The sequence below is a fragment of the Mesorhizobium sp. WSM1343 genome (genome assembly GCF_055901535.1).
Genome location: NZ_CM148370.1, coordinates 2,660,463 through 2,685,475, shown reverse-complemented (window position 1 = coordinate 2,685,475; position 25,013 = coordinate 2,660,463). Strand labels below are relative to the sequence as shown.

General features: G+C 64.6%; 24 protein-coding genes. 8 read left to right on the top strand and 16 right to left on the bottom strand.

Features of this window, described 5'->3' with window-relative positions; translation table 11 throughout:
• The 9 genes from doeA to ehuR all read right to left on the bottom strand — a co-directional run bounded on the left by doeA (position 1) and on the right by ehuR (position 8,833).
• Positions 1-1,179 (bottom strand): ectoine hydrolase DoeA, encoded by a 1,179-nt coding sequence (gene doeA, locus AC0NIL_RS12915; RefSeq protein ID WP_063170122.1) that lies wholly within the window; start codon positions 1,177-1,179, stop codon positions 1-3.
• Positions 1,180-1,308: 129 nt separating this feature from the next.
• Positions 1,309-2,301, bottom strand: coding sequence for an ectoine utilization protein EutC (eutC, locus tag AC0NIL_RS12910; RefSeq protein WP_473572367.1), 993 nt, complete (start codon positions 2,299-2,301; stop codon positions 1,309-1,311).
• Positions 2,298-3,290 carry a hydroxyectoine utilization dehydratase EutB gene (gene eutB / locus AC0NIL_RS12905; RefSeq protein ID WP_164745816.1) on the bottom strand — a complete coding sequence of 331 codons (993 nt, stop codon included), beginning with the start codon at positions 3,288-3,290 and terminating at the stop codon, positions 2,298-2,300. The genes eutC and eutB overlap by 4 nt, the downstream gene beginning before the upstream one ends.
• Positions 3,291-3,299: 9 nt before the next feature.
• The gene (gene eutA, locus AC0NIL_RS12900; protein ID WP_063170120.1) at positions 3,300-4,076 is read right to left on the bottom strand and encodes an ectoine utilization protein EutA; all 777 of its coding nucleotides are present in this window, start codon (positions 4,074-4,076) and stop codon (positions 3,300-3,302) included.
• 3 nt (positions 4,077-4,079) lie between these two features.
• A complete protein-coding gene (gene ehuD / locus AC0NIL_RS12895) occupies positions 4,080-4,739 on the bottom strand; it encodes an ectoine/hydroxyectoine ABC transporter permease subunit EhuD (RefSeq protein ID WP_013530329.1) in 660 nt (219 codons plus the stop codon).
• 34 nt (positions 4,740-4,773) lie between these two features.
• On the bottom strand, positions 4,774-5,433 hold the full coding sequence (gene ehuC / locus AC0NIL_RS12890; protein WP_013530328.1) for an ectoine/hydroxyectoine ABC transporter permease subunit EhuC: 660 nt from the start codon (positions 5,431-5,433) through the stop codon (positions 4,774-4,776).
• Between the two features lie 157 nt (positions 5,434-5,590).
• On the bottom strand, positions 5,591-6,442 hold the full coding sequence (gene ehuB, locus AC0NIL_RS12885; RefSeq protein WP_013530327.1) for an ectoine/hydroxyectoine ABC transporter substrate-binding protein EhuB: 852 nt from the start codon (positions 6,440-6,442) through the stop codon (positions 5,591-5,593).
• 87 nt (positions 6,443-6,529) lie between these two features.
• The gene (gene ehuA, locus AC0NIL_RS12880; protein ID WP_027162225.1) at positions 6,530-7,321 is read right to left on the bottom strand and encodes an ectoine/hydroxyectoine ABC transporter ATP-binding protein EhuA; all 792 of its coding nucleotides are present in this window, start codon (positions 7,319-7,321) and stop codon (positions 6,530-6,532) included.
• A 126-nt stretch (positions 7,322-7,447) separates the two neighbouring features.
• On the bottom strand, positions 7,448-8,833 hold the full coding sequence (gene ehuR / locus AC0NIL_RS12875; protein ID WP_013530325.1) for a MocR-like ectoine utilization transcription factor EhuR: 1,386 nt from the start codon (positions 8,831-8,833) through the stop codon (positions 7,448-7,450).
• Positions 8,834-8,915: 82 nt separating this feature from the next.
• Between ehuR and AC0NIL_RS12870 the strand changes: the two genes are divergently transcribed.
• The 4 genes from AC0NIL_RS12870 to AC0NIL_RS12855 all read left to right on the top strand — a co-directional run bounded on the left by AC0NIL_RS12870 (position 8,916) and on the right by AC0NIL_RS12855 (position 13,555).
• Positions 8,916-9,407, top strand: a complete 492-nt coding sequence (locus AC0NIL_RS12870) for an Lrp/AsnC family transcriptional regulator (RefSeq protein WP_013530324.1) — start codon at positions 8,916-8,918, stop codon at positions 9,405-9,407.
• 130 nt (positions 9,408-9,537) lie between these two features.
• Positions 9,538-11,031, top strand: coding sequence for an NAD-dependent succinate-semialdehyde dehydrogenase (locus tag AC0NIL_RS12865; protein ID WP_063170118.1), 1,494 nt, complete (start codon positions 9,538-9,540; stop codon positions 11,029-11,031).
• A 32-nt stretch (positions 11,032-11,063) separates the two neighbouring features.
• Positions 11,064-12,443, top strand: coding sequence for an aspartate aminotransferase family protein (locus tag AC0NIL_RS12860; RefSeq protein WP_063170117.1), 1,380 nt, complete (start codon positions 11,064-11,066; stop codon positions 12,441-12,443).
• An 8-nt stretch (positions 12,444-12,451) separates the two neighbouring features.
• Entirely contained in the window at positions 12,452-13,555 is a 1,104-nt protein-coding gene (locus AC0NIL_RS12855; RefSeq protein WP_063170116.1) for an alcohol dehydrogenase family protein, read from the top strand.
• Between the two features lie 12 nt (positions 13,556-13,567).
• Here the strand turns inward: AC0NIL_RS12855 and AC0NIL_RS12850 are convergent, their stop codons facing one another.
• Genes AC0NIL_RS12850 through AC0NIL_RS12820 form a run of 7 tightly spaced genes read right to left on the bottom strand, consistent with a single transcriptional unit; the run spans position 13,568 to position 21,104 of the window.
• A complete protein-coding gene (locus AC0NIL_RS12850) occupies positions 13,568-14,614 on the bottom strand; it encodes an ornithine cyclodeaminase (RefSeq protein WP_063170115.1) in 1,047 nt (348 codons plus the stop codon).
• Positions 14,615-14,643: 29 nt separating this feature from the next.
• Positions 14,644-15,273 (bottom strand): FMN-binding negative transcriptional regulator, encoded by a 630-nt coding sequence (locus AC0NIL_RS12845; protein ID WP_063170114.1) that lies wholly within the window; start codon positions 15,271-15,273, stop codon positions 14,644-14,646.
• A gap of 4 nt (positions 15,274-15,277) precedes the next feature.
• A complete protein-coding gene (locus tag AC0NIL_RS12840) occupies positions 15,278-16,159 on the bottom strand; it encodes a branched-chain amino acid ABC transporter permease (protein ID WP_027035600.1) in 882 nt (293 codons plus the stop codon).
• A gap of 5 nt (positions 16,160-16,164) precedes the next feature.
• Entirely contained in the window at positions 16,165-16,869 is a 705-nt protein-coding gene (locus AC0NIL_RS12835; RefSeq protein ID WP_275953938.1) for an ABC transporter ATP-binding protein, read from the bottom strand.
• A gap of 4 nt (positions 16,870-16,873) precedes the next feature.
• The gene (locus AC0NIL_RS12830; protein ID WP_275953939.1) at positions 16,874-18,040 is read right to left on the bottom strand and encodes an ABC transporter substrate-binding protein; all 1,167 of its coding nucleotides are present in this window, start codon (positions 18,038-18,040) and stop codon (positions 16,874-16,876) included.
• A gap of 41 nt (positions 18,041-18,081) precedes the next feature.
• Positions 18,082-19,938 (bottom strand): branched-chain amino acid ABC transporter ATP-binding protein/permease, encoded by a 1,857-nt coding sequence (locus tag AC0NIL_RS12825; protein WP_275953940.1) that lies wholly within the window; start codon positions 19,936-19,938, stop codon positions 18,082-18,084.
• Positions 19,938-21,104, bottom strand: a complete 1,167-nt coding sequence (locus tag AC0NIL_RS12820; RefSeq protein ID WP_473572373.1) for an NAD(P)/FAD-dependent oxidoreductase — start codon at positions 21,102-21,104, stop codon at positions 19,938-19,940. The genes AC0NIL_RS12825 and AC0NIL_RS12820 overlap by 1 nt, the downstream gene beginning before the upstream one ends.
• Positions 21,105-21,249: 145 nt before the next feature.
• On the opposite strand from AC0NIL_RS12820, the gene AC0NIL_RS12815 reads away from it, so the two are divergent.
• Genes AC0NIL_RS12815 through AC0NIL_RS12800 form a run of 4 tightly spaced genes read left to right on the top strand, consistent with a single transcriptional unit; the run spans position 21,250 to position 24,918 of the window.
• The gene (locus AC0NIL_RS12815; RefSeq protein WP_063170109.1) at positions 21,250-22,188 is read left to right on the top strand and encodes a MurR/RpiR family transcriptional regulator; all 939 of its coding nucleotides are present in this window, start codon (positions 21,250-21,252) and stop codon (positions 22,186-22,188) included.
• Positions 22,185-22,832 carry a cysteine hydrolase family protein gene (locus AC0NIL_RS12810; RefSeq protein ID WP_013530318.1) on the top strand — a complete coding sequence of 216 codons (648 nt, stop codon included), beginning with the start codon at positions 22,185-22,187 and terminating at the stop codon, positions 22,830-22,832. The genes AC0NIL_RS12815 and AC0NIL_RS12810 overlap by 4 nt, the downstream gene beginning before the upstream one ends.
• Entirely contained in the window at positions 22,829-24,151 is a 1,323-nt protein-coding gene (locus tag AC0NIL_RS12805) for a type I glutamate--ammonia ligase (protein ID WP_013530317.1), read from the top strand. Before AC0NIL_RS12810 ends, AC0NIL_RS12805 begins: the two co-directional genes overlap by 4 nt.
• On the top strand, positions 24,151-24,918 hold the full coding sequence (locus tag AC0NIL_RS12800) for an N-formylglutamate amidohydrolase (protein WP_024502302.1): 768 nt from the start codon (positions 24,151-24,153) through the stop codon (positions 24,916-24,918). Before AC0NIL_RS12805 ends, AC0NIL_RS12800 begins: the two co-directional genes overlap by 1 nt.
• Positions 24,919-25,013 lie beyond the last annotated feature (95 nt).

The window sequence follows — 25,013 nt, the reverse complement described above, 5'->3', positions numbered from 1 at the left end:
TCAATCCTTCACCACCAGCTTACGCGGCACATTGGCCAGGCACTCCACACCGGTTTCGGTGATCAGGATGGACTCGGTGATCTCCAGTCCCATCGTTTCCAGCCACAGGCCGGTCATGAAATGGAAGGTCATGCCGGGCTTGAGTTCGGTGCGGTCGCCGGGACGCAAGCTCATCGTGCGCTCGCCCCAGTCCGGCGGATAGGACAGTCCGATCGAATAGCCGGTGCGGTTGTCCTTGACGATGCCATACTTCTTCAGCACGGCGAAGAAGGCGTTGGCGATGTCCTCACAGGCGTTGCCGGGTTTGGCCGCGGCCAGCCCCGCTTCCATGCCTTCCAGCGTCGCCTTCTCGGCATCGAGGAATTCCTGCGTCGGCTTGCCGAGGAAGACGGTGCGCGACAGCGGGCAGTGATAGCGGTTGTAGCAGCCGGCGATCTCGAAGAAGGTGCCCTCGTCCCGCTTCATCGGTCTGTCGTCCCAAGTCAGATGCGGCGCCGAGGCATCGGCACCCGACGGCAGCAGCGGCACGATCGCCGGATAGTCGCCGCCGATGCCGTCGACGCCGCGCGTGCCGGCATCATAGATTTCGGCAACGAGATCGCATTTGCGCATGCCGACCTCGATCTTGTCGAAGATGCGCTGGTGCATCGCCTCGACGATGCGAGCCGCCTTGCGCATATAGTCGATCTCGGTCGAGCTCTTCACCGCGCGCTGCCAGTTGACCAGCGCGGTGGCATCGACAAAGCGGGCATTGGGCAAATGCTTCTGCAGCGATGCGAAGGCGGCGGCCGAGAACCAGTAATTGTCCATCTCAACGCCGACTGTCAGCTTGCCCCAGCCGCGATCCGCAAGCACGCTGGCCAAAAAATCCATCGGGTGGCGCTCGGTCGACTGCACATAGTGATCGGCATAGCCGACGATGTTGTCATGCGCGAGATAGGCAGTGCGCTTGGCACCGTTGGCGTCCTGGCCACGGCCGTACCAGACCGGCTCGCCCGATGGCGGCACGATAACCGCCTGATGCACGTAGAACGACCAGCCGTCATAGCCGGTCAGCCAGGCCATGTTGGACGGGTCGCTGATAACAAGAAGATCGACGCCCTTCACCTCCATGGCTTTGCGTGTCTTGGCGAGGCGATCCGCATATTCGCCGCGCGAGAATCTCAGGTTCGGTTGCATTGTTCTTGGTCCTCGTTTGTTGGGCCTTGAGCCTGTTTCAACTTCGTTGAAACCGGCCCGTCGTTCTTGTTTGGGCGTGATCTTTCGGAAAACCGGTTCCCATTTTTCCGGATCACGCCTTGGCCAGCATCAGCTTTCGAAAATGGCCCCGGAACCGGCCACCCGCGCCCGATCGCGGGCGAACGTAGCTATCGCCGTATCCTGAACGCCGGTGCCGGTCAGATCGGCGATGGTGATGTCGCTGGCCGAGCGCCGACCATGCCGTTTACCGGCGATGATCTGGCCAAGTTCGGTCACCTCTTCGTCAGCGGCCATCACGCCCGCCGCGATGGCGTGATGCAGCTCACCCAGCCGCCGCGTCTGACGGGCGCTGTCGGCGACATAGAGGTCGGCCATGCGCAGGATTGCCGGCGCGATCTCGTTCTTGTGCTCGGCGTCGGAGCCCATCGCCGTGATGTGCTGGCCGGCGGAAACGAAACCCGCCTTGATCAGCGGCTCGGTCGAAGGCGTGGTGGTGACGATGATGTCGGCGCCGACAACTGCGTTTGCCGCGTCGGGCTCGGCATGCACGAGAATGCCGAGCTTTTCGCGCAGGGCTGCGGCGGTTGCCTCGGCCTTTGCCACATCGCGCGCCCAGATGCGCGCCTCGGAAATCGGCCGCACCAGCATCAGGGCTTCCAATTGCAACCCGGCCTGGACGCCGGCGCCGAAGATCGCGGCAACTGACGAGTCCTGCCGCGACAGATGTTTGGCGGCGACGGCGCCGGCAGCAGCGGTTCGGATATCCGTGAGATAGCCGTTGTCGAGCAGCAGTGCTTCGACCAGCCCGGTTTTGGACGACAGCAGCACCATCATGCCGTTGACGCTGGGCAGGCCGAGCTTCGGATTGTCGAAGAAGCCGGGGCTGATCTTGATGGCGAAACCGTCGATATCAGGCACGTAGGCGGTCTTCACGTCGACCTCGCCGCGATGCTCGGGAATGTCGAGCCGCAGGATCGGCGGCATCGCCACCGGCAGGGTGGCAAGCGCACGGAAGGCGTTTTCGACGCAGGCGACTGCATCGAGATCGAGTGTCACGATCGCGCGCAATTCTTGTTCGGTGAGGATCGTCATCCGGCTCATGCGGCGTGCTCCTTGAGCGATGGCGCCTCGCCGCAGACGATCCTGCGGTGCGCGTCCATATCGATGTTGCGGCCGGAGAGAAGCACGACCACCGGCCCGTCCGACCTGACCTTGCCGGCGAGCAGCGCGGCGATGCCGACCGCGCCGGCGCCCTCGACGATTTCGCGTTCGCGCGCATAGGCGTGACGGATGCCGGCGGCGATCTCGTCCTCGCTAAGCAGGACGATACCATCGAGCAGGTCGCGGCACATGGCGAAGGTCAGCCGGTTGTCGAGGCCGATGCCGCCGCCGAGCGAATCCGCCAGCGTCGGCAATTCCTCCACCAGCACCGGGCGGCCGGCATCGAGGCTGGCCTTCATCGCCGCGCCACGAGCCATCGAGACACCGATGATCTTTGTGCCGGGGCTGACGCCTTTGATGGCCGCGGCAACGCCTGAGGCGAGCCCGCCACCCGACAACTGCACCAGGACGAGGGCAGCATCCGGGACCTGTTCGATCATCTCAAGCCCGAGCGTGCCTTGCCCGGCGACAATGTCGGGATGGTCGAAGGGCGGCAGCATAACCAGCCCCTCTTGCGCCACCAGCCGATCGACCTCCTGCTGGGCATCGTCCTGACTGTTGCCGATAATGCGAACCTCCGCGCCCAGCCGGCGGATCTCGTCGAGCTTGTTTTCAGGCACCAGCCGCGACATGCAGATCACCGCGCGCATGCCCTCAAGCTTCGCCGCATGCGCCAGCGCGCGGCCGTGGTTGCCGGTCGAGGCCGCGACCACGCCACGCGCCTTCTCCGCGGTGCTGAGCGAAGCGACGGCATTCGAGGCGCCGCGCAGCTTGAAGCTGCCGGTGGTCTGCCGGTGTTCGAGCTTGAGGTGGACGGGGACGCCCAGCCCTTCGGAAAGACTTTGGGACAGCACGGTCGGCGTGCGCTCGACCTTGCCGGCAATGCGCTCATGCGCGGCGCGAATGTGCTCAAGAGTGACCTGTGTCATGATCATCAATCAGGCGGCAAATGGCTGCGTCATCAGACGGCCGAATTCGGGACGCGGCGTGTCATCTCCGCACAGCCGCAGACAATTCCAGGCGGTCGCCTGGTTGCTGGTCACCACGGGACGTCCAATAGTTTTTTCCATTCCGGTGACCGCGAGGGCGCTACGCAGCGCCGTGCAGGAGACGAACAGCGCATCGGCGCTGGTGTCGGTCGCCTCACGCGCCAGTTCGACGAGGGCCGCCGGTGCGATGCGCGCCATCTCGCGGTCGTCCTCGAAACCGAGGCAGGTGAAGCTGGCGATCTCGAAGCCGTGCGCCGCGAAATAGGCGGCCATCGGCCTGGATGTCTCGACCGTGTAGGGAGTGAGGATGCTGATCTTGCTTGCGCCCAGCGCACGCAGCCCGCGCACGCCCGCCATCGGCGGGGTGATTACCGGCACGCCGGGCTTTGCGACCTGGATCGCCGCCTCGATCTCGGCATCGCCGATCACCACCGAGGCCGAAGTGCAGGAATAGCAGACGGCATCGAGTGGCTCATCCGGCAGGATCAGGGCCGCGCCCGCCGTCAGCGCCGGCTGCATCTTGCGCAGGTTTTCGGGCGTCGTCGGGTTGGCATAGGGAATGCGCGCGACATAGACGCCGACGCGTTCGCTCGCCACCATGCGGCGGAAATCCGGTTCGCTGGTGTGGTCGGTGGCCAGGATGATCAGGCCGATGCGCCGCTCCAGCGGACGCGCATCCAGTGCCGGCCGTTTTGGATACACCTTGATCTCGGGCAAGGGTTTCATCGGTTACCTCTCGATCTTGCCGTAGCGGCGTTCCAGCCAGCGCAGCAACACGACCGAAAACAGACTGATGACCAGGAAGAAAGCACCGACCAGGGTGATCGGCTCGATATAGCGATAGTAGGTGTTGGCGACGCTTTTGGCCTGGTTCATCAGTTCCAGCACGGTGATCGCCGACAGCAGCGGCGTTTCCTTGAACATGGCGATAAAGTAATTGGCGAGCGCCGGAATCATCGGTGGGATAGCCTGCGGAATGATGATGTGGGTCCAGGTCTGACTGGCGCTCAAATTGCACGCCTTGGCGGCCTCCCATTGGCCGCGCGGCACATTGTCGATGCCGGCACGATAGACCTCGGCCGTATAGGTGCCGTAATGCAGCCCGAGCCCGATGACACCGGCGACCAGCGGCGGCAGCAGGATGCCGATGTCGGGCAGCACGTAGAAGATGAAATAGAGCTGCACCAGCAGCGGCGTGCCGCGGATGAATTCAGCCGCCCAGCCGACCGTGCGCGACAACGCCTTGTTGGGCGAGCGGCGCGCCAGCGCAATGCCAAGCCCGACGATCGCCGCCAGCACCGAGCCGAGCAGCGTCGCCAGGATGGTGATCTTCACGCCCTGGATCAGCGTTGGCATGATTTCCCAGACGAAATTCCAATCCCATTCCATCAGTAGGCCCAATTTATCAGAAGGGAGTTGGCCATCAGGCACGCACCCCGTCGAGGCCGCGCGCCATGCGTCGTTCCAGCGAGCGCACGCCCCACGAGATGAGCAGGGCGAGGATGAAATAGATGATCAGGATGGTGGTGAACGGCACCAGGGTGTTGCCGGTCTGGGCGCGCACCACCTGCGCCTGGAAGGTCAGGTCGGTGAGCGAGATCAGCGACACCACGGCGGTCGCCTTGAGCAATTCGATGGCATTGTTGCCAAAGGTCGGCAGCATCACCAGCAGCGCCTGTGGCAGGATGATGTGGCGCATGCCTTGCCAGCGGCCGAGATTGAGCGCTGTGCAGGCCTCATACTGTTCGCGGCCGATCGACTGGATGGCACCGCGCACCACTTCGGCGGCGTAGGCGCCGACATTGAGGCCGAGCGCCAGCACGCCGGCCTGCAACGGGGTCAGCGAAATGCCGATGAAGGGCAGCACGAAATAGGCCCAGAACAACTGCACGAAGATCGAGGTGCCGCGGAAGAACTCGATGTAGGCGGTGGCCAACCAACGCAGCGCAAAGAAGCGCGACACGCGCCCCATGCCGGCGAGGAAGGCCATGATCAGCGCCAGCACCGACCCCATCAGCGTCAGCTCGATGGTGACAAGCGCTCCCTGCAATATCAGGCCGAAATAGCCGGACCACTGGGTCATTCGGTTTCCAACGTTGGGTTTAGCATCTTCTCCCCGTTCACGGGGAGAAGATGCCGGCAGGCAGATGAGGGGCGGCGCGAACTTGCGAAGGTTTGGCGCCGCCCCTCATCCGTCACTTCGTGACACCTTCTCCCCGTTGAACGGGGAGAAGGAAGGATCACTTCGCCGCGCAGAGCTTGTCGCGGCTGGTCGACATCGCGGCTGCCGCCGAGAAGCCGTAGGGCTCGATGATCTTGGCGAACTCGCCCGATTTCTTCATCTTGGCCAGTTCCACATCGAAGGCGTCGCGCAGTGCCTCGTCGCCCTTCTTGAAAGCGGCGCCGTCGCAATAGACCGGTGCGCCCTGCACCGGAGCGATGACTTCGAGGTTCGGATCGTTGGCCTTCTTGACCAGATCATTGATCGACAGGACGGGCAGCGAATAAGCGTCGATGCGGCCATCCTGGAGCATCTTCACGCCGCTCTGGCCATCCGGCACGACGATGACGCGATCGCGTGGCACGCCGGCATTGAGCGCGAGCTTCTCCTCGGTGCCGCCGCCCGGCGCGCCGATGGTCGCAGTCGTATCCTTGGCGACATCCTCATAGCTCTTGAAACCCTTTGGATTGCCTTTCTTCACCAGCATCGCCTCGGCGTCGCACAGCACGGGTTCCGAATAGGCGACCGCAGCACAGCGCTCCGGCTTCATGAACAGGCCGGCGGTGACGACATCGAAGCGACCGGCCTGCAGGCCGGGGATCATGGCGCCATATTCGGAGATCGAAGCGGCAACGTCGGCGACGCCGAGCCGCTTGAATATCTCGCGGGCCACATCAGGCGCGGCACCCGAAACCTTGCCGTCGGCGGCGACCGCCGTATAGGGCGGCTCGTTGGCGATGGCGAGGCGGGCGAAACCTTGCGCCTTGAGCTGCTCGAGCTTGCTGTCATCGGCCGAACCGGGGATCGAGGCGGCCAGCACCGCCGTCAGTGCAAGACCGGCAACGCCGGCCAGAATGCCAAGTTTGTTCATTGTTCCCAACTCCTTGTTTCTTGTCTTGCTTTGTTGCATGGCGGCCCTCGCCGCCTCGGGACGACTTCGTCGCCCTGGGCATTGCGGTCAGACCCGATGTCCGGCCGCGATGATCTTCTTCAGGAAACCTTGCGTGCGCTCCTGCTTGGGATTGCGGAAAATCTCGTCCGGTTTGCCTTCTTCGACGATCCTGCCGCGATCGAAGAACAGCACCCGGTCGGCGAAATCATGGGCAAAGCCCATCTCGTGGGTGACCAGCAGCATGGTCATGTCGGTCTCGGCGGCGAGCTTGCGCATGACGTTCATCACCTCCTCGACCAGCTCTGGATCGAGCGCCGACGTCACCTCGTCGAACAGCATGATCTTCGGCGACAGCGCCAGCGCCCGAGCGATCGCCACGCGTTGCTTCTGTCCACCGGACAGCTGCGCCGGCATGTTCTTGGCCTTGTCGGCCATGCCGACCATTTCGAGCAGTTCCATCGCCCGCTTTTCGGCGGCGGCACGCGGCGTGCCCTTGGTCAGCATCGGCGCCAGCGTGACATTGTCCATGACGCACTTGTGCGGAAACAGGTTGAACAGCTGGAACACCATGCCGATCTTCTGGCGCATCCTTGTCAGATGCCGCTCATCGGCGGGCAACAGCTGGCCATTGCGCTCCATGTGATAGAGCTGCTCGCCGTCGATCTGGATATGACCGCCATCGATGCGCTCCAGCGTCATCAGGATGCGCAGGATCGTCGTCTTGCCCGAACCCGATGGGCCGATCAGTGCCAGCTTCTCGCCGGGCATGACTTGCATCGACAGGCCGTCCAGCACCTTGAAGCTGCCGAAGCTTTTCGAGATGCTGTCGATCTTGATGATGGGCGCTGGTGCGGACAAATGTATTTCCCCGTGCTGGAGAAGCCTATGCCCCTTAACGATGCGGAACGCGCCAAATCATGTCAATTGGGAAAATAATATCATGACAATTATTCTGATTCCCCACAATTTCCGGGCAAACCGGACCTAGATTGCGAGCAGCAGATGCTCCGGATCGCCAAGCAGCAGCTTGGTGACAACGCCGAGGCCGGCGCGCAGTTCCCCCTCGGTGGTCGAACCCAGCGAGATACGCACCGCCGGGTGCCAGGGCGCACCCGAAATACGGAAGGATGTTCCGGGCGCGATAGCCACGCCTTGCAGGCGGGCCTGGGCGACAAAGCTTTCCTCGGCACGGTCCGCGGGCAGTTGAAGCCAGACATGCAGCCCGTCTCGCCGGGCGCGATAGTCGACCCCCGCCAGCACCTGCGCTGCAATATCCTGCCGGCGCCGCAAAGCCGCGCGCTGCCAGTGGACAAGCTCCATCGCCGTGCCGTCGGTCACCCATTTGGTGGCGATCTCGGCCACCAGCGGCGTCGCCATCCAGTTCGAAACCAGATGCCGGTTGGCGACGGCGGCGACGTAGCGGTCGGGTGCGGCCAGATAGCCGATGCGCAGGCCGGGCACGGTGATCTTGGTGAAGGAGGTGACGTAGAGCGTGCGCTCCGGCGCGAACGCGGCAACCGGCGGCGGCCGGTCTTCGACCAGCGGACCCAGCACATCGTTCTCGATGATGGCGATATCGTGCTTGCGCGCGACCGCGGCGATCTCTTCTCGCCGCCGCGCATCCATCAGCGTCGCCGTCGGATTGATGACCGAGGGCTGCACGAAGACCGCGCGGATGTCGGAAAGCCGGCAGGCCTCGTCCAGCGCTTCCGGAATCAGGCCGTTGTCGTCGATCGGCAGGCCTTCCAGGTTGAAGCCGAGATAGCGTGCCAACGGCACCAGCGTATGGTGGCCGATCGCCTCCGTGGCGACCGTAGAGCCCGGCGGCGCGACGCTCATCAGCGCCACTGTCATGCCGGCGGTGGCGCCGTTGGTCAGGCTGACGTTCTGCGGCGATGCATCGAGGCCGCACAGTCTCAACCATTCGACGGCGACGGCGCGGTGGCGGGGAAACACCATGTTGGGCCGGAACGAAAGTGCTGAACTCGACGGCAGGTTCTCAGCCAGCCATCCCAGTGCCTGCTTCAGCCGCTCAAGATGCATCGGCTCGCAGACCGGTTTCAGGATCGAAAGGTCGATGACTTCACCGAGCCGCTCCGGCAGATAGGGCGGCTCGGGCTCGCGGCGCTGCGTCTGGACGAAGCTGCCGCGGCCGATCTCGCCCGAAATCAGGCCGCGCCGGATCAGTTCCTCATAGGCGCGGCTGACCGTCTGCACCGAAAGCTTGAGGTCGTCGGCCAGCCTGCGATGGGTCGGCAACCGCGCGCCATTGGCAAGGCGTCCGTCATGGATGGCGCGCGCGAACTGGTCGGCCAGCGACTGATAGGCCGGCCGCCGGATAAGCGCGGGATCGGGTTGCCACAATGTCATGACTTATTAGAGATCGAAATCAGTGCAATTGACAATCGAAATAATGCGCCGTCATGGTACTCGGACGAAAAAGTGAGCCCTGATGACATCAGCGAAACTCGACCCGATCGACCTGAAAATCCTCGACGCCATCCAGCGCGACGGACGCATCACCAAGCTGGCGCTGGCCGAGCAGGTCGGCCTGTCTCCGACGCCGTGCTGGATGCGGTTGCGCAAGCTGGAAAAGGCCGGCATCGTCTCGGGCTATCACGCCAGGATCGCCATGCGCGTCGTGGCACCCGTTGCCACCGTGCTGATGGAGGTGACGCTGGCAAACCACCGCCAGGCCGATTTCGACCGCTTCGAGCGCGTTATACGCGATGTTCCCGAGATCGTCGCCTGCTGGTCTGTCGGCGGCGGCGTCGACTATCTGTTGAAAGTAATGGCGCGCGACATCGACGCCTATCAGCGGCTGGTCGATGGCTTGCTGGACCGCGAGATCGGCATCGATCGTTACTTCACCTACATCGTCATCAAGACCGTGAAGGACGAGGTGGCGCTGCCCATCGCAGAGCTTTTGCCGGCGTCGTCATAGGAGCGGAGAGATTCTCTCGCCGGGCAACCCGATAGAGAGAGTCTCTCTACGTCAGGACTTCCAAACAGCCTCTCTATCTGCATCGGGCGGATAGTCTTCCCTTATCAGTCCGAACCGGGAGGCTTTGACCATGTCCGCGCATTTCGCCCGCTCGCATCGCCATGAAGCGCTCGACGGCCTCGCCGACCGCCGGCTGCTGCGCGAACTGGCCTATGTCGATGGCCACTGGACCGCAAGCGAGGCTGCCGAAAGCTTCGAGGTCACCGATCCGGCCACCGGCACGACCGTCGCTTTCGTCGCCGCGCTCGATGGCCGGCAGACGACAAAGGCGATCGATGCCGCGGCGCGCGCCTTCCCGGCCTGGCGGGCGCTGTTGCCGCAGGAGCGCTCGAAAATTTTACGAAAATGGTTCGAGCTGATCGTCGGCGCCAAGGATGATCTGGCTCTGCTGATGACGCTTGAACAGGGCAAGCCTCTGCAGGAATCGCTGGGCGAGATCGACTACGCCGCCTCCTTCGTCGAATGGTATGCCGAAGAAGCAAAACGCCCGAACGCCGAGAGCGTCACCAGCCATCTGCCGAACGCCGAGATGATGGTGCGGCGCGAGCCGCTCGGCGTCGTCGGCGTTGTCACGCCGTGGAATTTTCCGTCGGCCATGCTGACCCGTAAGGCGGCCGCCGCCCTTGCCGCCGGCTGCACCATCGTCGCGCATCCGTCCTCGGAAACGCCGCTGTCGGCGCTGGCGCTGGCCGAACTCGGCGAACGCGCCGGCCTGCCCGTGGGCGTCTTCAACATCGTCACCGGCAAGGCTTCGACGATCGTCGGCCGGATGTGCGAAGATCCGCGCGTGCGTGCCATGAGCTTCACCGGCTCGACCGAGATCGGCCGGCTGATCGCCGCCCAGAGCGCGCCGACCATGAAGCGGCTGGTGATGGAGCTTGGCGGTCATGCCCCGCTGATCGTCTTTGCCGATGCAGATCTGGACAAAGCGGTTGATATCGCCATCGACGCCAAATTCGCCACGTCGGGCCAGGACTGCCTCGCCGCCAACCGCATCTACGTCCAGCGTCCGATCTACGATCGGTTCTGCGCCGCCTTCGCCAAGCGCATCGAGACGCTGCGGACCGGCAATGGCCTAGCCGAGAAGATCGACATCGGGCCGCTGATGCATGAGCGCGCCATCAAGAAGGTGGAGGAACAGGTCGCCGATGCCATCGCTCACGGCGCGCGCTGCCTCACCGGGGGCAAACGGCACCAGGCCGGCCCGCTGTTCTACCAGCCGACGCTGCTGGCCGATGTCAGTGACGAAGCGCTGATCATGCGCGAGGAGACGTTTGGCCCGGTTGCCGCCGTGACGCCGTTCGACAGCGAGGATGACGTGATTGCCCGCGCCAACGCCACCGAGTATGGCCTCGTCGCCTATGTCGTGACCGAGAATGGTGGCCGGCAGCAGCGCATGGGCCGCGCGCTCGACTACGGCATGGTCGCCATCAACCGCGTCAAGATCACCGGCGCGCCGATCCCGTTCGGCGGCGTCAAGCAATCGGGCATCGGGCGCGAAGGCTCGCGCCACGGGCTCGAAGCCTTCACCGATCTGAAGTATCTCTGTCTGGACGTCGCCTAGGTTCGTCCTGCCATCCCTCAAGGAGTTAAAAAATGCTCGACCAGTCCAACGAACTCGCCGCCTGGGATCGCGACCACTTCTTCCATCCCTCGACCCATATGGGCACGCACGCGCGGGGCGAAAGCCCGACACGCATCATGGCCGGCGGTGAAGGCGTCACCGTGTGGGACAACAATGGCAGGAAGAGCCTCGATGCCTTCGCCGGGCTCTATTGCGTCAATGTCGGCTACGGCCGCCAGAAGATCGCTGACGCCATCGCCGCCCAGGCGAAGAACCTCGCCTATTACCACGCCTATGTCGGCCACGGTACCGAGGCCTCGATCACGCTGGCCAAGATGATCATCGATCGCGCGCCGCAGGGCATGTCGCGGGTCTATTTCGGCCTCTCCGGTTCGGATGCCAACGAAACCAACATCAAGCTGATCTGGTACTACAACAACGTGCTCGGCCGGCCGGAGAAGAAGAAGATCATTTCGCGCTGGCGCGGCTATCACGGCTCGGGCGTGATGACGGGATCGCTGACCGGGCTCGACCTGTTCCACAACGCCTTCGACCTGCCGCGCGCGCCGATCCTGCACACCGAGGCACCCTACTACTTCCGCCGCGCCGACCGTTCGATGAGCGAGGAGCAGTTTTCGCAGCATTGTGCCGACAAGCTCGAGGAGATGATCCTGGCCGAAGGCCCGGAAACCGTCGCTGCCTTCATCGGCGAGCCGATCCTCGGCACTGGCGGCATCGTGCCGCCGCCGGCCGGCTATTGGGAAAAGATCCAGGCGGTGTTGAAGAAGTACGACGTGCTTCTGGTCGCCGACGAAGTGGTGACGGGCTTCGGCCGACTGGGCACCATGTTCGGCTCCGACCATTACGGCATCAAGCCGGACCTGATCACCATCGCCAAGGGCCTGACCTCGGCCTATGCGCCGCTGTCGGGCGTCATCGTCGCCGACAAGATGTGGCAGGTGCTGGTTGAGGGCTCCGACAAGCTCGGTTCGCTCGGCCATGGCTGGACCTATTCGGCACATCCGATCTGCGTTGCCGCCGGCGTCGCCAATCTCGAGCTGATCGACGAGATGGATCTTGTGACAAATGCCAAGGAGACCGGCGCCTATTTCCGCGCCGAGCTGGCCAAGGCGGTCGGCGGCCACAAGAATGTCGGTGACGTCCGCGGCGACGGCATGCTGGCAGCGGTGGAATTCGTTGCCGACAAGGACGACCGGGTGTTCTTCGACGCTTCGCAGAAGATCGGACCGCAGGTGGCGACAGCGCTTGCCGCAAGCGGCGTCATCGGCCGCGCCATGCCGCAGGGCGACATTCTTGGCTTCGCGCCGCCGCTCTGCCTGACCCGCGAGGAAGCCGACATCGTCGTGTCGAAGACCGCCGATGCGGTCAAGAGCGTGTTTGCCAATCTCTGAGATCGACTATGAATGCCATGACCAGAACCCTCCCCGCCACCATGGCCGCCGTGCTGCTTGTCGGGCACGGCGGGCCGGAAAAACTCGTCTACCGCAGCGATGTGAAAGTGCCCGCGCCTGCGCCAGGTGAAGTGCTGGTCAAGGTCAGCGCTTGCGGCATGAACAACACCGATGTCTGGGTGCGCCAGGGCGCCTATGGCACGGAGGAGGACGCTGCCGCCGTGTCGACATGGCGGCGCCAGGGCAACACGCTTGTTTTCCCGCGCATCCAGGGCACCGACACCGTCGGTACCATCGCCGCCGTCGGCGAAGGCGTGTCGCCGGAGCGTATCGGCGAACGGGTGATGGTCGATTTCTCCATCTACAATCGCGACGACGATTCGCTCGCCGACATCGACTATATGGGCCATGGCCGCGACGGCGGCTACGCCGAATACCAGGCCGTGCCGGCCGAGAATACGCATGTCGTCGATACCGACATGAGCGACGTCGAACTCGCCACCTTCTGCTGCGCTTACCTGACCGGCGAACAGATGCTGGAGCGCGCCGGCTTGAAGGCCGGCGAGCGCGTGCTGGTCACCGGCGCCTCGGGCGGCGTCGGTTCCGGCATCGTGCAACTGGCACGGGCGCGCGGCGCCATTCCCTATGCCGTCGTCGGCAAGGGCAAGGAACAGGCGGTGCTGGACATCGGCGCCGAGGCGGTCATCACCCGTGGCGTCGCAGACCTGCCGCAAGCCGTGATTGAAGCGACCGGCGGCCAACCGATCGACGTGGTGGCCGACCTGGTCGGCGGCGCGATCTTCAACGACCTCTTGCGTATTCTCAGGCCCGAAGGCCGCTACACGACCGCCGGCGCGATTGCCGGTCCGGTCGTGCAACTCGATCTCAGGACCATGTATCTCAAGCAGTTGCAGTTGCATGGTTCGAGCCAGGGCACGCGCGCGGATTTCCGTCGCATCGTTGGTTACATCGAGGCGAAGAAAATCCGGCCGCTGGTCGGTGGCGTCTACAAGCTCTCCGATTTCCACCATGCGCAGGCGGATTTCATTGCCAAGGATTTCGTCGGCAAGCTGGTGGTGGTGCCGGATGCCATGTGGGGTTCGGCTGGCTGAACACTCTATGCCTCAACCCTGCTGGGCCGCCCTCAACAGCATGCCGAACAGGTCGCGCGGTTCGTCGGGGTCGGCCAGCATGTCGAGTTCCTGGTAGAGGCCGGTCGACTTCAGCTGATCCCTGACATAGCGCAGCGCCGAAAAATCCTCGATGGCGAAGCCGACCGAATCGAACAGCGTGATCTGGCCGGAATCGCGCCGGCCTTGCACGGCGCCTGACATCACCTGCCACAACTCGATCACCTCATGATCCGGCGCAAGCTGCTGGATCTCGCCCTCGATGCGGGTCTGCGGCGGGTATTCGACGAAGATGTCTGAGCGCAGCAGGATATCGCGATGCAATTCGGTCTTGCCGGGACAGTCGCCGCCGACCGCGTTGATGTGCACGCCGGAGCCGACCATGTTGTCTGTGAGGATGGTGGCGTACTGCTTGTCGGCGGTGACGGTGGTGATGATGTCAGCCCCCTCGACCGCCTCCTGCGCGGTGCCGCAGGCGACCATGTCGAAGCCGAGACCGGCGAGATTACGGATGCATTTTTCGGTGGCCGAGCGGTCGATATCGTAAAGCCTCAGCCTGTCGACGCCGAGCAGCGCCTTGAAGGCCACCGCCTGGAATTCGGCCTGGGCGCCGTTGCCGATCAGCGCCATGCAGCTGGAGCCGGCCGGCGCCAGGTACTTGGCGGCCAGAGCCGACATCGCCGCCGTGCGCAGCGCCGTCAGGATGGTCATTTCGGACAGCAATACCGGGTAGCCATTGTGGACGTCGGCGAGCATGCCGAAGGCGGTCACGGTCTGGCGTCCCTCGCGCATGTTCTTGGGATGGCCGTTGACATATTTGAAGCCGTAGACTTCGCCGTCGCTGGTCGGCATCAGTTCGATGATACCCTCGGCGCTGTGCGAGGCGACGCGCGGCGTCTTGTCGAACAGCTCCCAGCGGCGGAAATCATTCTCGATGTAGCCGGCGAGTTCGACGAGGAAGCGTTCGACGCCGATCTTCAGCACCAGCTTCATCATATGATCGACGCTGACGAAGGGCACGATGTTGAGATTGGGGATCATTTTTTCTTATCCTTGCCGCATGCAGGCGCTCAGTCCTGGCGATGCGCGTTGTGTGCCTTCATCATTGTTGCCAGCGCCGGATCGTTTTGCTCCAGCACCCTGATGGCTCCGCCTGTGTCGTAGAGGCGCTCATCCTGGCCCATCTTGAACTTGGCTTCGAGCCGCCCGATCGGCAGGTCAAACCCTATGATACCAGGTATGCGCCGCTCCATGCCGCCTGGTCCGAGCTCACGCATGCCCCAGCGATCGTCGCGATCCTTCTCCAGCACGTCGACAAGCTGCAGGAGATGCCGGGCGGTGCCGTGATCGTCGAGCGGCACCGGATGCCCATGACAATGCACGACGGCAAAGTTCCAGGTCGGCGCGCTGTCGCGCACCGGATTGCGCGGATACCAGGACGGCGAGATGTAGCCATGCGGGCTGTGGAAGACAGTGATCGTCTCCCTGCCTTCGCTGATCAAGGTGCTGTGCGGATTGGCCCGGGCGAGATGCGAGATCAGCGTTCCGTTTTCACCCCGCGCGCGATCGAGCACGAAGGGAAGATGAGAGACGACAAGGCCCTGCGGTCCCGCTGTCACCACCGTGGCAAAGGCCGCGGCCTCGATCAGGCCGAACACCTCGTCGCGCGACAGTGGCGCGAACTCGGGCTTGGTATACATCAGGTCAGCTTCGCTGGGCGCGAACCGCCGGGATCAGGCCTTGCGGGCGAACCAGCAGCACGGCGATGACGCCCGACAGCACGATGGCGTCGCGATAGGGCGCGATCGCTCCCGGCAATGTCGCTTGCAGCAGCACCTCGATGATGCCGAGCAGGAAGCCGCCGGCGACAGCACCGGGCAAGCTGCCGAGCCCGCCGACGACGGCGGCGATAAACGCCTTCAGCACCGGCGTGAAACCCATCAGCGGGTCGACCGAGGCACGCTGCGCCACCCACAGCATGGCCGCCAGCCCGGCGAGCAGGCCGGAGAGCAGGAAGGCGGTGGCGATGATGCGGCTGGCCGGAATGCCCATCAGGCGCACGACGTCGAAATCCTCCGCTGCGGCACGCATCGCCGTCCCGGTCACCGAGCGGCGCAGGAAGACTTCCAGCGCAATCAGCGCCAGTGCGGAGACGACGATGGAGATGCTGGGACCGACGCCGATGGTGAAATCGCCGAAGGAGAAAGCGCCGGTCATCCAGCCAGGCATGGCGACAGCCTGCGGCCGCGCCGAAATGCCGTTCTGGAAGACGACCTTCAGCAGGCTGGAGACAGCGAAGCTGGTCAGCAACAGACTGGTGACGCTGGCGCCGCGCATCGGCCTGAACGCGATGCGCTCCATGGCGACAGCGGCGAGCGCGCCGCAGGACACGGCGACAAGCACCGCCACCGGGAACGGAAAGCCAAGCACCAGCGAGGCCAGCAGCGCATAGCCCGACAGCGTCATCAGTTCGCCATGGGCGAAGTTGATCAGGCCGACGATGGAAAAGACGATCGCCAGCCCGAGCGCCAGCAGCGCATAGACGCCGCCGAGGCTCACCGCATTGATGATCTGCTGCGCGATCATGCTTCTTAAGCTCCTAGATAGGCCTGGCGGACGAGGTCCGAAGAGGCGAGTTCTTTTGCCCTGCCCGACAGCACCACTTCGCCATTGGCGAGCACGACGGCGCGGTCGGCGATTTCGAGCGCCAGCGCCACATTCTGTTCGACCAGAAGGATGGTCAGGCCCTTGCGGCGCAGTTCGGCGATCAGGTCGAAGACGGTGTCGATCAGTTGCGGGGCAAGGCCGAGCGAGGGCTCGTCGAGCAGGATCATGCGCGGCTTGCCCATCAGCGCGCGGGCGATGGCCAGCATCTGCTGTTCGCCGCCCGACAGATTGCCGCCCTTGACGCGGTGGTAGCGGCGCAGGATCGGGAACAGCTCCAGCATCTCCTCTTCGCGCAGCCGCGCCTCGGCCGCCGGCTGATGCACCGCGCCGCCGAGACGCAGATTGTCGGCCACCGTCAGGCTGGCGAAGATGCGGCGGCCTTCCGGAACCAGCGCGACGCCCTTGCGGGCGATCGCCTCCGGCGCCAGGCCGGTGATGTCGACACCGTCGAAGACCACCTTGCCGGATGCCGCCGGCACCAGCCCGGCGACGGCGCCGAGCGTCGAGCTCTTGCCGGCGCCGTTGGCGCCGACCAGGGCGATGATCTCGCCGCTGCCGACGGCGAGGTCGACGCGGCGCACCGCCTCGACCTCGCCGTACCGGATTTTCAGGGCTTCAACGCTCAGCATGACATCACGGCGCCGGAACGTCGGCGGCTTCGGGGATCAGGGTCTCGACATGCTTGCCTTCGCCGCCCTCGTAGCGCATCAGCGCCACTGGCCGCAGCGGCATGCGGTCCGTGCCGGCATAGGTGATCTTGCCGGTGATGCCCTCGAAATCCTTGAGGCCGGCGATGGCGTCGCGGATCGCCTTCGGGTCGTCGGAGCCGGCCGTCTTGACCGCCTGGTCGAGGATCAGGCCGATCTCGTAGCCATTGACCTCATAGGTCGATTCCGGCGCATGGCCGGCATATTTGGTGAAGGCGGCGTTGAAGGCTTCGAGCTTGCTGCCCGGCTCGGCATAGCCGGCCGCGGTGTAGACGACGCCGTCGACCAATTTGCCGAGCGCCTTGATGGTCGGCGTACCGATGGCATCGGCTCCATAGACCGGGATGGTGACGCCGGCGCCGCGCAATTGCTGGATGAAGGCTGGGAAATCGGGCTCATAGGCCGCCGTCATGATCAGGTCGGGCTTATCGGCCAAGCCCTTGATGTTGGTGATCTCGGCGGAAAAGTCGGGCTGGCCCATGCTGAAAGTGCCGCGGCCGACAATGGTGCCGCCCTTCTTCTCGAACACCTTGCCGAAATATTCCGGCAGATTGGCGGTGTAGGTGGAGTCCGGCGAGGTCAGCAGGAACACCTTCTTCTTGCCTTCGGAGACGGCGAAGTCGGCAACCGCCGTCGCCTGTACATTGTCGGCGGGATAGGTGCCGAACATGACATCGCCGACCGCGCCGGTGAGCACCGGGGCGGAGCCGCACAGCGTCAGGGTCGGAATGCCGAGAGGCTGGGTCAGCTGGCCGGCGGAAATCGAGGGATCGGCATCGCACGGCGTGATCATGATCTTGGCGCCGGCATCGATCAGCTCCTGCGCGACCGTGGCGGTCTGCGCGGTGTCGGAGCGGGTGTCCTTGATCAGCAGCTTGACGGTGTATTTGCCGCCGAACCCGCCCTTGGCGTCGAGTTCGTCGAGCGACATGCGCAGGCCGGCAAGTGCCGGCTGGTCGTAAGGGGCAAGACCGCCTGTCTGCGCGGTCGCGGCACCGATGATGATCTCTTCGGCGCTGGCCGTCGAAATGGTGGCGATGCCGAACACGGCAGCGCAGAAGGCGGCGCGATGGAGGCGATAGAGGCTTGGCATGTCGGTTCTCCTTCTGGATTTTTGTCGTTGATCGTTGCGGTCTATGCGGTCTGGTTTTCAGGCGTTGCGGTCTTGGCGCGCGCCGTGCGGCTGCCGAGATAGGCTGCGATCACGGCAGGGTTCTTCTGAACGTCGCCCGGCGTGCCGTCGGCGATGACGCGGCCATGATCGATGACGACAATGCGTTCGCACAGGTTCATCACCAGCCGCATGTCGTGCTCGATCAGGACGACGCCGATGCGGCGCTCGGTGCGGACCGTCGACAGGATGGAAACCAGTTCGGCGGTCTCGACGGCGTTCATGCCGGCGGCCGGCTCGTCGAGCAGTAGGAAGCGCGGCTTCAACGCCAGCGCACGTGCCACTTCCAACCGGCGTCGCTGGCCATAGGCAAGCCTGGCGGCCGGCTGATCGGCAAATCTCTCCAGCCCCATGCGCGCAAGTTCACCCATTGCCGCCGCCTCGGCATGGACGAGATCAGGCTCTACCTGGCGTGCGGCGACGACGACGTTTTCCAGCACCGTCATGTGCGGGAAGACGCGGATGTTCTGGAAGGTGCGGGCAACGCCGGAGCGCGCGAAGCGGAAGGCAGAAGCCTGCCGCACCGCGCCACCCACCGACACGGTACCGGCACTTGGCTTGACATCACCGGCCAGCATGTTGAGCAGCGTCGTCTTGCCGGCGCCATTGGGGCCGATGATACCGGTGATGCTGTCCGTTTCGAAACTCAGGCTGACGTCGTCGACAGCAACGACGCCGGCATAACGGCGCGACAGACGCTCGGCGGAGAGCCGGTCACTCTCGACACGCTGCGGAGGTGCCGCCGAAGCCGTCACGGCCTGACGTCCGGGCCGGCGCAGCAGGTTCAGCTCACGCTCGCCGAACAGGCCGGTCGGGCGTCGCCAGATGACCAGGATCATGGCGATGGCAAGCACGCCCTGGGTCAAGCCGAACAGGACAGGCAGATGCAGGCTGAGCACTTCGCCGCCGCCTTCGAAGCGGCGTACCACTTCGACCAAAACGATGGTGACGATGACGCCGGCGAAAGCGCCGAGCGACGAGGTCATGCCGCCGACGATCAGCATGGCAAGCATGGTGAAGCCCAGGTCGAAATAGAAATCGCGCGGTGAAAACGCACCCAGAAACTGCGCCATCATGGCGCCGGCAGCCATGGCGGCGACGACACCCGCCACCCAGGCGGCCAGACGCGCCGTGCGTTGGTCGACGCCGACGGCGGCCGCACCACGCTCGTCATTGGCGGCGGCTCGGCTGGCAAGGCCGAAAGAGGTTTCGCGAAACAGCCTCGCCGCCACCAGCGCCACCGAAGCGACTGCGGCAGCGGTCCACAGCCCGACCTCACGCGGCACGCCGTAGAAAGGCTGGCTGCCGCGGGTGATCTCGCGCCCGGCGACCAGCAGCGTGTAGACGATGATCAGCATGGCCAGCGTGGCGATCGAGGCGCTCGATCCGGAAAGCCTTAGCAGCGGCGCACCGGTCAGCAGGCCGACGACGACCGCCAGAGCCAGGACGATGGCCAGCGCTGCGACGAAGGAGAGTTGATGGCCGGCGAGGAATTGCGGCAGGTCGCGCAGCGCCGTTCGCTGCAGTGCCGTCGGCATGGTGAGGATGCCTGTCGCATAGGCGCCGAGGCCGACAAAGGCCGCCTGGCCGAACGAGACGATGCCGCTGTTGCCGGAGAATATCTGCAGGCCGAGCACCGCCGTCAGCATGATCGCGGCATAGGTGACGACGCGTTGCATGGCGGCGCCGCCGAAGATGAAGGCGGCAAGCGCCACCAGCAACAGCACCGCGACCATGCACAGGGCATCGGCCGTGGCGTTGCGGAACGCGGCCGGCATGAAGCCGGAACTCTTGCTCTCGCTCGTCGTCACCGACGCCATCACGCGGCCCTGAAGCGATCGGGTGAAAACGGGGCCAGGATCGGTTGCGCGCCTTCGGTGACCAGCCTGGCCACCGCCTCGCCGACTGCCGGCCCGGTCTTGAAGCCGTGGCCGGAAGACCCCGCCGAAACGACCAGCCCTTCGACATCAGGCATGGCGCCGATGACCGGCAGATCGTCGGGGCTCATGTCGTAGAGACCGGCATAGCCCGGCCGGATGCCAAGCTCGGCCATGGCCGGCACGCGGCTGGCGAAGGTCTCCAGGATCTCGACCGATTCCTGCTCCTCGACACCTTCCATGTAATCATCGGGATTTTCGACGAAGCGTGGACGGCCTGCATGTTCGTGGCGCAGGCCGGTGCCGCCGCCGGCCCAGGTCCCGGCGAGGATGACGCCGTCATTGTCTGGCCGCGCATAGTTGCAGGAAATGTCGTCGCACCAGGCGAACGGCATGACCTGCCTTGCCTTGCCGGCAGCGTCGAGCACGGCCATCGGATGGCGCTCGACATGCAGCGGCAGATCGAGGCCGACCGTCGCCAGCAGCCGGCGCGTCCACGGCCCGGCGGCCAGGACGACGGTATCGGCCTCCAGCATCGTTCCATCGGTCAAGATGGCACCCGTGATGCGGTCGCCCTGCCGCTGGAGGCTCTCGACCAACGTGTTCTGCATGATCCTGGCACCACTGGCGCGGGCGGCACGGGCAATAGCATTGGTGGCGCCGAAGGCATCGGCATAGCCATACTCGGGTTCCCACAGCGCCAGCGCGACATTGTCCAGGGCAAAGCCCGGTGCGGCATCGGCAAAGGCCTGCGGCGACAATGTCTTGATGCGCGCGCCCTCGCCGCGGATGCGTTCGGCTGCCGACGTCCAGCTCGCCTTGTTGTCGTTGCCGCAGACCCACATCATGCCGATTTCGGTGACAAAGGATCCTTCGCCCGCGATTTCGGGCAGCGACACCAGGATCTCTCGGCCACGGATGGATAGCTGCGACAGTTCCGGCATCAGGTAGAAGGCGTGCAGCAGCGCCGACGATTTGCCCGACGGGCCGCCGGCGGGATGGGTCTGCTCGACCAGCGTGACCTTCACACCGGCTTTGGCCAGATCATAGGCCGCGCTCGATCCGACAATACCGGCACCGACGACGATGACGTCGCTTCCATTTCGCATGGCTGTTCCCCACAGTCTCTTGGCTGCTTTTCGACAAGGTAGGGCCAGCGATCGCGCAATGTCAACATCTCTTCATTGTTGACCGATATTTAAATCTCTGTAATAAACTCGACAAAACAAGAGAACACGGATTCCGGGGAGGCCCATGGCGATACGCGATGTTCTGATGCGCGGGGATCTTGCGCTGACGCCGTCGGAGGAGAAGATCGTTCGACTGCTGTTGACGGACTATCCGACCTCCGGCCTCGGCACCGCCTCATCGCTCGCCCGGCGCGCTGGCGTCAGCGATCCAACCGTGGTGCGGCTGGTGATGAAGCTCGGCTATGAAGGGTTTCCGGATTTCCAGGCGAGGCTTCTGGCCGAAGTCGAGGCAAGACTGCACTCGCCGCTGCTGATGATGGAGGCCAAGCGGCAGAGCGGTTCCAACGACAGCGCCGTGCTGGCCTATCTCGATAGCGTCACCACGGCCTTGCAGAAAGCCACCGCCGCGACACCCGTCCAGACTTACGAGCGGGCGGCCCGCTTGCTGATGGAGGCCAAGGGCGAGATCGTGATGGTTGGCGGCCGGTTCAGCCGCCACATCGCCGGCATGCTGGCCGGCTATCTCGTGCAGTTCCGCTCCGGGGTTCGCGATCTCGGCGTGCTCTCTCCGCAGATCTTCGACACGCTGGCCGACCTCGGCCGGCGCGACGTGCTCGTCGTCTTCGACTACCGCCGCTACCAACTCGATGTGATGGCCTATGCAAAACAAGCGGCGGCGCTCGATGTGCGCATCGTCCTGTTCACCGACCAATGGCTGTCGCCGATATCAGATCTCGCCGAAGTCACCATCGTCAGCCCGCTCGAAGTCGCCTCACCTTACGACACGCTGGCGCCGGCGATCGCACAGATGGAAGCGTTGGTCGCCCATATCGTTTCGACGCTGGGCGACGAGGCCCGCGCCCGCATCGAGCGACTCGAAAAGGTGCGGCATGCCAATGCCGTGACGCTCGACAGCGAACCGCAAGAGAACGGCGCGCGCAAGACACCCGGCCCCCGCAAGACACCGGGACCCAAATCAGCAAAGCAGGACGACAAAGCATGACCCAGGCCCTACCCAAACGAGACGAAGCCTTCCGTGCCGGCGAAACGGCACTGCTACTCGTCGACATGCAGCGCATCTGGCTGGAGCCGGGCGCCGATCCGTCGCATCCGGAACGTGGCCCCGATCATTATTTTTACCGGCAGACATCCTCGCAGACGATCCCCAACCAGGAGCGCCTGCTGGCGGCGGCGCGGGCCAATGGCGTCGAGGTGCTGCACACCATCATTCAGAGCCTGACCGAAGACGGCCGTGAGCGCTCGCTCGACCACAAGCTGACACCGATCCATGTTGCGCCCAGTCTCCCCGAAGGACTGCCGGTGGCATCGCTGGCGCCGGTTGGCGACGAGATCATGCTGCCGAAGACGTCGTCGGGCATCTTCAATTCGACCAATGTCGACTATCTCCTCAAGAACCTCGGCATCCGCTATCTCGTCGTGGTCGGCGTGCTGACCGATCAATGCGTCGACATGGCGGTGCGCGACGGCGCCGACCGCGGCTATCTTGTCACCTGCGTATCGGATGCCTGCGCCACCATCACCCAGGAACGCCACGACATCGCGCTCAAGGCCTTCGGCGGCTACTGCTGGGTGGCTGACACCGACACGGTCGTCGACCGCTTCAACGCTTTGGGAAAACCGGCATGACGTCGACTGTCGAGCCTCTGGTTGCCGTCGTCACCACGGATCTCTCCGCCGTCACGCGGGGCCGTTTCGTTGCCGAAAGCAAGTTGCAGAAGACCGCCACGACCGGCGTCGGTTGGCTGCAGGCCAATCTGTCGCTGACACCGTTCAACTCGATCGTCGATCCCAACCCCTGGGGCTCGTCGGGCGACCTGCGGCTGATCCCCGATCTCGAAGCGCGCTTTCGCACGACACGCACCGGATCGGCAACGCCATTCGATATGGTCGCCGGCGACATCGTCGAGCTCGACGGCAGCCCATGGCTCGGCTGCACCCGCACGATGCTCAAAGACGCGCTGGCCGATTTGAAAGCCGCAACCGGCCTGTCGGTCATCGCCGCTTTCGAGCACGAATTCAACGTTGCCGACGGCGGCTTCGCACAGGCGCATTCAATGTCTTTCGCCGCACTGCGCCGCGCCGACCCTTTCGCGCCCAATCTGATGGCGGCGCTCGAGGAAGCCGGCGTCGCGCCCGAGGTGGTCATCGCCGAATTCGGCGACGAGCAGTTCGAGGTGACGCACGAGCCGGCGGACGCGCTGACGGCGGCCGACCGCGCCGTCGCCATCCGCGAAATCACGCGCGAGTTGGCGCGCAATGCCGGCTGGCGTGCGAGCTTCGCCCCCAAGACAGCGCCAACCGCCGTCGGCAACGGCGTCCACATCCATTTCAGCTTCGTCGACGAGGCCGGCAAGCCGATGACTTACGATCCGGCACTGGCGGGCGGCCTTTCCGCCAAAGCGGGCGCCTTCTGTGCCGGCGTGCTGCGCCATCTGCCTGGGATGACCGCCATGACGGCGTCGAGCGTGTCGTCCTTCTACCGGCTGAAGCCGCACAGCTGGAGTTCTTCCTACACCTGGCTTGCCGACCGCGACCGCGAGGCGTCGCTGCGCATCTGCCCGACGGTGACGATCGGCGGACGGGATCCGGCGCGGCAATACAACATCGAATACCGGGCCGCCGACGCCACCGGCAATCCCTATCTGTCGCTGGCGGCGATCATCCGCGCCGGGCTGGAGGGGCTGGAGGCGGGCCTGCCGTCGCCACCTTTGGTCACCGGCGACCCGACACTGATGAGCGAGGCGGAGCGGGCAAGTCTTGGTCTGGTGCGCCTGCCCGAAACCCTGCCCGCGGCACTGGACGCGCTGCTGGCCGACGGCACCGTGACGGGATGGTTCGCGCCCGTCTTCATCGAAACCTTCGTCGGCCTCAAGCGACATGAAGCCGAGCGTCTTGCCGGTCTCGATCCGGCCTCCATCTGCGATCTCTACCGGACGCTCTATTGATGACCGCAGTGACAAAAAAAGATTGGCCCGAGGCCGTCGAGGCCCTCAACGAGCACGGCCGTTCCGATATCGTGCTGTTGTGCGAGCATGCGTCCAACCACATGCCGGTCGAGTATCGACAGCTTGGCCTCGATGCCCACCATCTGCAGCGCCACATCGCCTGGGATATCGGCGCCGCCGAAGTGACCCGCCTGCTGTCGTCGAAGCTCGATGCTCCGGCCTTCCTCAGCGGCTATTCGCGGCTGCTGATCGACCTCAACCGGCCACTGGGCACGCCAGGCAGCATTCCGGTACTGTCGGAAGACACCGACATTCCCGGGAATGTCGGCATCGATGCGGCGGAGCGGACCCGGCGCGCCGAGATCATCTTTTCGCCGTTCCATGACCGGGTGACCGCTTATCTCGACCGCCGGGCACAAGCAGGCCGGCAGACGCGGATCGTGACGATCCATTCTTTCACGCCGGTCTTCCTCGGCGTCAGCAGGCCCTGGCATGCCGGCGTGCTGCATGACCAAGCAAGAGGTCTCGCCGAAGCGATCCTTTCGGGCCTGCGCACCGATGCGGCGCTCAATGTTGCGGCCAATGTACCCTATGTGATCAGCCGCGACGCCGACTACGCCGTGCCCATCCATGGCGACGATCGCGGCATCGCCGCCGTCCTCGTCGAGATCCGGCAGGATCTTTTGTCGACACGGTCCGGCATCGAGGAATGGGCGGACCGGCTGGCGGCGGCACTGCCGGCACTCGAGACAGAAACCGTGCCGTGAGCAATCCAAGCCTGCGCGAGCGCGACGCCGCGACCATCGCCCAGATCGGCAAGTTGCGTTTCTCGCCGCTCGGCGTCATCGGCAGCCGGGGCAAC